The sequence below is a fragment of the Clostridium sulfidigenes genome, assembly GCF_052067195.1.
GTDB classification, from domain to species: Bacteria; Bacillota; Clostridia; order Clostridiales; family Clostridiaceae; genus Clostridium_J; species Clostridium_J sulfidigenes.
In genome coordinates, this window is record NZ_JBQHQR010000043.1 from 1 (window position 1) to 484 (window position 484).

The 484-nt window shown below is 30.8% G+C and carries 1 protein-coding gene; it reads left to right on the forward strand.

The features are described from left to right. A partial coding sequence (locus ACTNBA_RS19090; protein WP_441075828.1) for an IS3 family transposase occupies positions 1-444 on the forward strand: 444 nt, incomplete at its 5' end. Between the last annotated feature and the right edge of the window lie 40 nt (positions 445-484).

The following is a 484-nucleotide window of genomic DNA, read 5'->3' on the forward strand; positions in this document are numbered from 1 at the left end:
AATGGTCAAAAGGCTTATTTGTCAACCATTTTAGATTCTTCTACCAATGAAGCTTTAGCATATAACATTTCTAAAAGTTTAAAAATTGATATTGTTACAGAAACAATTGATAATTTGGTGAAATCTAACAAGCATTTACTCCGTAAGGATGTGTTTATTCACTCTGATCAAGGTGCTCATTATACTAGTCCAATATTCCAATCAAAATTAAAGCAAAATAATATAGGACAATCAATGTCTAGACGTGGAAATTGTTGGGACAACGCTCCGCAGGAGTCATTTTTCGGGCACTTAAAAGATGAAACAAATCTAAAAAATTGTGAAACCTTTGAAGATGTATTATGTGAGATTGAGGATTACATAGATTATCATAATAAGTATAGATGCCAATGGAACTTAAAAAAGATGACTCCTGTTCAATACAGAAATCATCTTTTATCTTAGGGTCTTTTTATAAAATGTCCTTGACTTAGGGTACATTTTA